Genomic DNA, 3,590 nt, shown 5'->3' with positions numbered 1-3,590 from the left:
GACGAGTTCCGCACCGAATGGATGGCCGCGAAATGACTCTCACTTTCCTCACCGTCTGCTGGCTGGCCGGGTTCGTCGCATGGGTCACGGACCGGCGCTGGCCCTGGACCGAGACGGCCGCCGCCATCCCCGCCGCGATCATCGCCGGACTCGGCGCCGGGATATTCCTCGCTGCGTGGTCCGCGTGACCCCCGCGTGGCCGTGGGCGCTGGCCCTGACCGTCGCCCTCGGACTGACTCTCGTCCGGCACGTCCAAGCGCGTGAGGCCCGCGACGAGGTCCGCAGACTCCGCGCCCTGCTGTCCGCCGTGACCAGGTGGGGCCACGACTGGGGGCGGTCGGAATGAGTCACACACCGCGTCGGCTGCGGCCACGCCGCCAACCCAAAGGCATCCCGGTCATCTTCCGTAGCAAGACGCGCCCCGTCATCACGGAGCAGGAGGCTCGGGTCATCCGCGCCCGATATGAAGACGCACGCCGCCGTGGCATGCCGCTGGTGGTATCCAGCGACATCGAAATCATCACGCTGGACGGTGCGTCATGACCGACGAGGACTACCTGACGGCTGTTCTCAACTGCGACGACCAGAGCGGCATGGCAACCGACGCCGCATGGCGGGCCGTGTCCGCGCTGCGCGCTCGCGCCGAACGCGCTGAGGCCGAGGTGCAGCGACTCCATCGCGTCATCGCCGAGTCGCTGCCGCACATCGACTTCGCCGAACAGCTTGCCCAGGCCGAGGCCGCGATCGAGCGGGTGCGGGAGTTGCACCGGCAGTCGCACTTCAGCAATGAGTGCATCGAGTGTGCGCCCGGAGGCACCTACTACTGGCCGTGCCCCACTGTCGAAGCCCTGGCGGACGGTGCGTCGTGACCCCGATCCGATGGTCCGACGCGGCCGACACGGCGCTGGGTGTGGTGCTCGGCCTGGCGATCGGCGCCGCCGCGCTCGCCGCGCTCGGCGGCTGGGTTGTCAGGCGGGTGTGGTCATGAGTGCTACCGTCGCGGCAGGCGGCCCCGTCTTTGAAGGCGACACCGCCGGCATCACGCCGGGGCCGCCGCTCGATCGTCGACTGGCACCCCTGCTGGATTCCAACGAGCACCCAGCACCGTCGCGGGCTACCGCCCTGACGGTGGAGCCGTTCGACGCGGCAACCCTGGTGAAGTACAACGCCGCGTGGCACTCACGCTTGCCGCACGTCCAGCGCGGCCCGTGGCGCCTGGCGTTCGCATCCCACTACCGCCACACCGTCTTTGCCGTCGCGTTCTGGCATAACCCCAGCGCCCGCGGGCTGCCGCAGGACTGGCTGGAACTGCGCCGCATGGCAGTCGCGCCCGACGCGCCACACTGCACTGCGAGCCACATGCTCGGGCAGATGAGGCGGCAGATTCGCGTGCTGCTACCCGAGGTCGTACGGCTCATCTCATATCAGGACCAGGACGTTCACACCGGCACGATCTACCGCGCCGCGGGATGGACGCCCGCGTGGATCACGAAGCCGAGAGTGCGTGACCGCAGCGGCAACCGTCGCGGGACACGGCGCGCCTACCGCTCTGACGCTAACGGGCAAGCGCCCGCATCGTCCGCGAAGACCCGGTGGGAGATCGACGCATGACCACCGATGCCGACGTGCTCCAACGTGTGCGCGAGTTCTGCAAAGAGGCTATCGAGGAGCACCGCGCGGCAGGGCTGACAGGCACCTACGCGACCATCCCAGCAGAGTGCGTTCTGCGGTTGTTGGACGGTGCGTCATGAACCTGTCCACCCACGGACACCGGCTGCAACCCATCGGCTCCCGCAAACTTCACCCCACCGAGGCCCTGCTCGTGTCGATGGCCACCGCCCGCGGCGCGTGGGTGCGCACCTGCACCTGCGGGCTGATCGTCACCGGCAACAACGAGGTCGACGTGTACTGCCGCTGGAAGCAGCACCGCGACACCGTCGCCCGTCTCGACGCAGAGCGGGGGCTGGGATGACCTGGCACCACTGGGCGCTGTGCGCCGACTCCGACCTCGAACCCGCCGCGTGGACCGACCGCGCCGACGACATGCAGTGGGGCCGCAGCGACGCCAACCGCGCCGCCCTGGACACCTGCAGCCGCTGCCCGGTGCGATCCGACTGCCTGGCCACGGCGATGCGGTTTGAGCCTGCCAACGGCATCACCTACAGGAGCGGCATCTGGGGCGGCACCACCCCGGCGCAGCGCACCGCCCTGGCCGCACGACTGGACGCCCCGATTCGGGAACGCCCATGACCGGGCAGAGCGTTTTTGTGCCGGGTGTGCCGCAGCAGAAGGGCAACATCATCAAGGGCCGGTGGGGCGGCTACCACGACGCGAACAAGAAACTCCTGCCGTGGATGCAGGCCATCGTCGCCGCGATCCACGACGCCGGATGGGAGCCGATCCTGCACGGCCCAGTGTTCGTCTCCCTGATGTTCGTGTTCCCTCGGCCGAAAGCCCACTACGGCACCGGACGCAACGCCGATGTCCTGAAACCGTCCGCGCCGCAGATGCACACGGTGGCCCCCGACGCCGACAAGTTGATGCGTTCGGTGCTGGATGCGTTGACCGAATCGGGGGCGATCCGCGACGACTCGCAGGTCGCCTGGTGGCGCGGCTCGAAACGGTACACCGACACCGTGTACCCCGTCCCCGGCGTGTGCATCCACATAGACGAGGTGACGACCCCGTGAGCGCACGCCTGACCATGATCCCCGACCCCCGCGCCGCCGCCCTCTACGTGTGCTCGAAGGCTCACACCGTCGACGATGCGGCGATGCTGCTCGACGCGCTCGGCCTGATCGCCGACGGTGCGCTGGCCTGGCCCGACCCCGGGGCGCTCGAGGTGCGCAGCATCCGCAACATCGCCGCCAACACCGGACCGGGGGCGCGGAAATGATCGGCAGCGTCTGCGGCGTGTTCGGCCCGGCCGGTGCGCGCTGCGAAATCCGCGCCCACCACATAGGACAACACGCAGGAACCGACGATGAAGGGACGTGGCGCCAATGGTGACCGAGAGACGACCGCACTGGGACCGTGATGGCGATGAGTGAGTGCGACTGCGGCCAGGTGGAGATTCCGCTGGGCCTGCCGATGTGCAACCTAAACGGCACGCTGCACGGCGTTACGGCATGTGTCGACAAGGACCGCTGGGAGGAGCGTGCGCTGGAGGCCGAGGCTGCTATCGCGCGGGTACGGGAGCGTGCAGGAGGGCCGATTCCTGCGGTGCACGGCGACTGGATGGCTGGGTATGCAGCGGCCATGCGGGATATTCTCTCCGCCCTGGGACACGACATTGAGATGGAGGGAAAGCGATGAGCGACATGACGTTGGCGGGCGCGTTGGAGAAGGTGCAGGAATGGATCGGGGAACTTGTTGAGGTGTTGGACCCGTCGGTTACGATCCAGCGGCTTGATGAGCCGGTGAAGGCGTCGACAGCGAGCACTGCGCCTGCGACTCCCCGCCGCGCGACCCTTGGCAGTGACAAGTGCTCACGGCCTGCGTCACGTCAAGGAAGCCCTGGACGGTGTGAGCGATGACTGAGCGCAAACCGCCATACAGGTTGCAGCGGCTAGCACTCATCGCTGCCGTCT

The 3,590-nt window shown here is 68.4% G+C and carries 12 protein-coding genes; 11 read left to right on the top strand and 1 reads right to left on the bottom strand.

What is annotated here, in order from left to right; translation table 11 throughout:
* From KAZ48_11455 to KAZ48_11405, 11 genes are all read left to right on the top strand, one after another.
* Positions 1-188: hypothetical protein (locus KAZ48_11455; protein ID MBP7973406.1), on the top strand; the 188-nt coding region annotated here is incomplete at its 5' end.
* Entirely contained in the window at positions 185-346 is a 162-nt protein-coding gene (locus KAZ48_11450; GenBank protein MBP7973405.1) for a hypothetical protein, read from the top strand. The genes KAZ48_11455 and KAZ48_11450, both read left to right, overlap by 4 nt.
* The gene (locus KAZ48_11445) at positions 343-543 is read left to right on the top strand and encodes a hypothetical protein (GenBank protein ID MBP7973404.1); all 201 of its coding nucleotides are present in this window, start codon (positions 343-345) and stop codon (positions 541-543) included. Before KAZ48_11450 ends, KAZ48_11445 begins: the two co-directional genes overlap by 4 nt.
* Entirely contained in the window at positions 540-869 is a 330-nt protein-coding gene (locus KAZ48_11440) for a hypothetical protein (GenBank protein MBP7973403.1), read from the top strand. The genes KAZ48_11445 and KAZ48_11440 overlap by 4 nt, the downstream gene beginning before the upstream one ends.
* Before the next feature lie 115 nt (positions 870-984).
* On the top strand, positions 985-1,611 hold the full coding sequence (locus tag KAZ48_11435; GenBank protein ID MBP7973402.1) for a hypothetical protein: 627 nt from the start codon (positions 985-987) through the stop codon (positions 1,609-1,611).
* Positions 1,608-1,751, top strand: a complete 144-nt coding sequence (locus KAZ48_11430) for a hypothetical protein (protein MBP7973401.1) — start codon at positions 1,608-1,610, stop codon at positions 1,749-1,751. Before KAZ48_11435 ends, KAZ48_11430 begins: the two co-directional genes overlap by 4 nt.
* Positions 1,748-1,972, top strand: coding sequence for a hypothetical protein (locus KAZ48_11425; GenBank protein ID MBP7973400.1), 225 nt, complete (start codon positions 1,748-1,750; stop codon positions 1,970-1,972). The genes KAZ48_11430 and KAZ48_11425 overlap by 4 nt, the downstream gene beginning before the upstream one ends.
* A complete protein-coding gene (locus tag KAZ48_11420) occupies positions 1,969-2,250 on the top strand; it encodes a WhiB family transcriptional regulator (protein ID MBP7973399.1) in 282 nt (93 codons plus the stop codon). Before KAZ48_11425 ends, KAZ48_11420 begins: the two co-directional genes overlap by 4 nt.
* Entirely contained in the window at positions 2,247-2,690 is a 444-nt protein-coding gene (locus tag KAZ48_11415; protein MBP7973398.1) for a RusA family crossover junction endodeoxyribonuclease, read from the top strand. Before KAZ48_11420 ends, KAZ48_11415 begins: the two co-directional genes overlap by 4 nt.
* The gene (locus KAZ48_11410; protein ID MBP7973397.1) at positions 2,687-2,896 is read left to right on the top strand and encodes a hypothetical protein; all 210 of its coding nucleotides are present in this window, start codon (positions 2,687-2,689) and stop codon (positions 2,894-2,896) included. The genes KAZ48_11415 and KAZ48_11410 overlap by 4 nt, the downstream gene beginning before the upstream one ends.
* A 137-nt stretch (positions 2,897-3,033) precedes the next feature.
* On the top strand, positions 3,034-3,315 hold the full coding sequence (locus KAZ48_11405) for a hypothetical protein (GenBank protein ID MBP7973396.1): 282 nt from the start codon (positions 3,034-3,036) through the stop codon (positions 3,313-3,315).
* A 78-nt stretch (positions 3,316-3,393) separates the two neighbouring features.
* Here the strand turns inward: KAZ48_11405 and KAZ48_11400 are convergent.
* Positions 3,394-3,590: hypothetical protein (locus KAZ48_11400; GenBank protein ID MBP7973395.1), on the bottom strand; the 197-nt coding region annotated here is incomplete at its 5' end.

It is taken from the genome of Candidatus Nanopelagicales bacterium (assembly GCA_018003655.1).
Lineage (GTDB): Bacteria > Actinomycetota > Actinomycetes > S36-B12 > UBA10799 > JAGNDY01.
The sequence above is the reverse complement of the archived record's forward strand: the minus strand, read 5'-3'. Positions and strand labels throughout refer to the sequence as shown.

What these genes read in the sequence shown, in the direction of transcription:
- KAZ48_11440 (MBP7973403.1), top strand. Translation starts at nt 540, where the DNA reads ATGACCGACGAGGACTACCTGACGGCTGTTCTCAACTGCGACGACCAG.
- KAZ48_11425 (MBP7973400.1), top strand. Translation starts at nt 1,748, where the DNA reads ATGAACCTGTCCACCCACGGACACCGGCTGCAACCCATCGGCTCCCGC.
- KAZ48_11435 (MBP7973402.1), top strand. Translation starts at nt 985, where the DNA reads ATGAGTGCTACCGTCGCGGCAGGCGGCCCCGTCTTTGAAGGCGACACC.
- KAZ48_11430 (MBP7973401.1), top strand. Translation starts at nt 1,608, where the DNA reads ATGACCACCGATGCCGACGTGCTCCAACGTGTGCGCGAGTTCTGCAAA.
- KAZ48_11415 (MBP7973398.1), top strand. Translation starts at nt 2,247, where the DNA reads ATGACCGGGCAGAGCGTTTTTGTGCCGGGTGTGCCGCAGCAGAAGGGC.
- KAZ48_11445 (MBP7973404.1), top strand. Translation starts at nt 343, where the DNA reads ATGAGTCACACACCGCGTCGGCTGCGGCCACGCCGCCAACCCAAAGGC.
- KAZ48_11420 (MBP7973399.1), top strand. Translation starts at nt 1,969, where the DNA reads ATGACCTGGCACCACTGGGCGCTGTGCGCCGACTCCGACCTCGAACCC.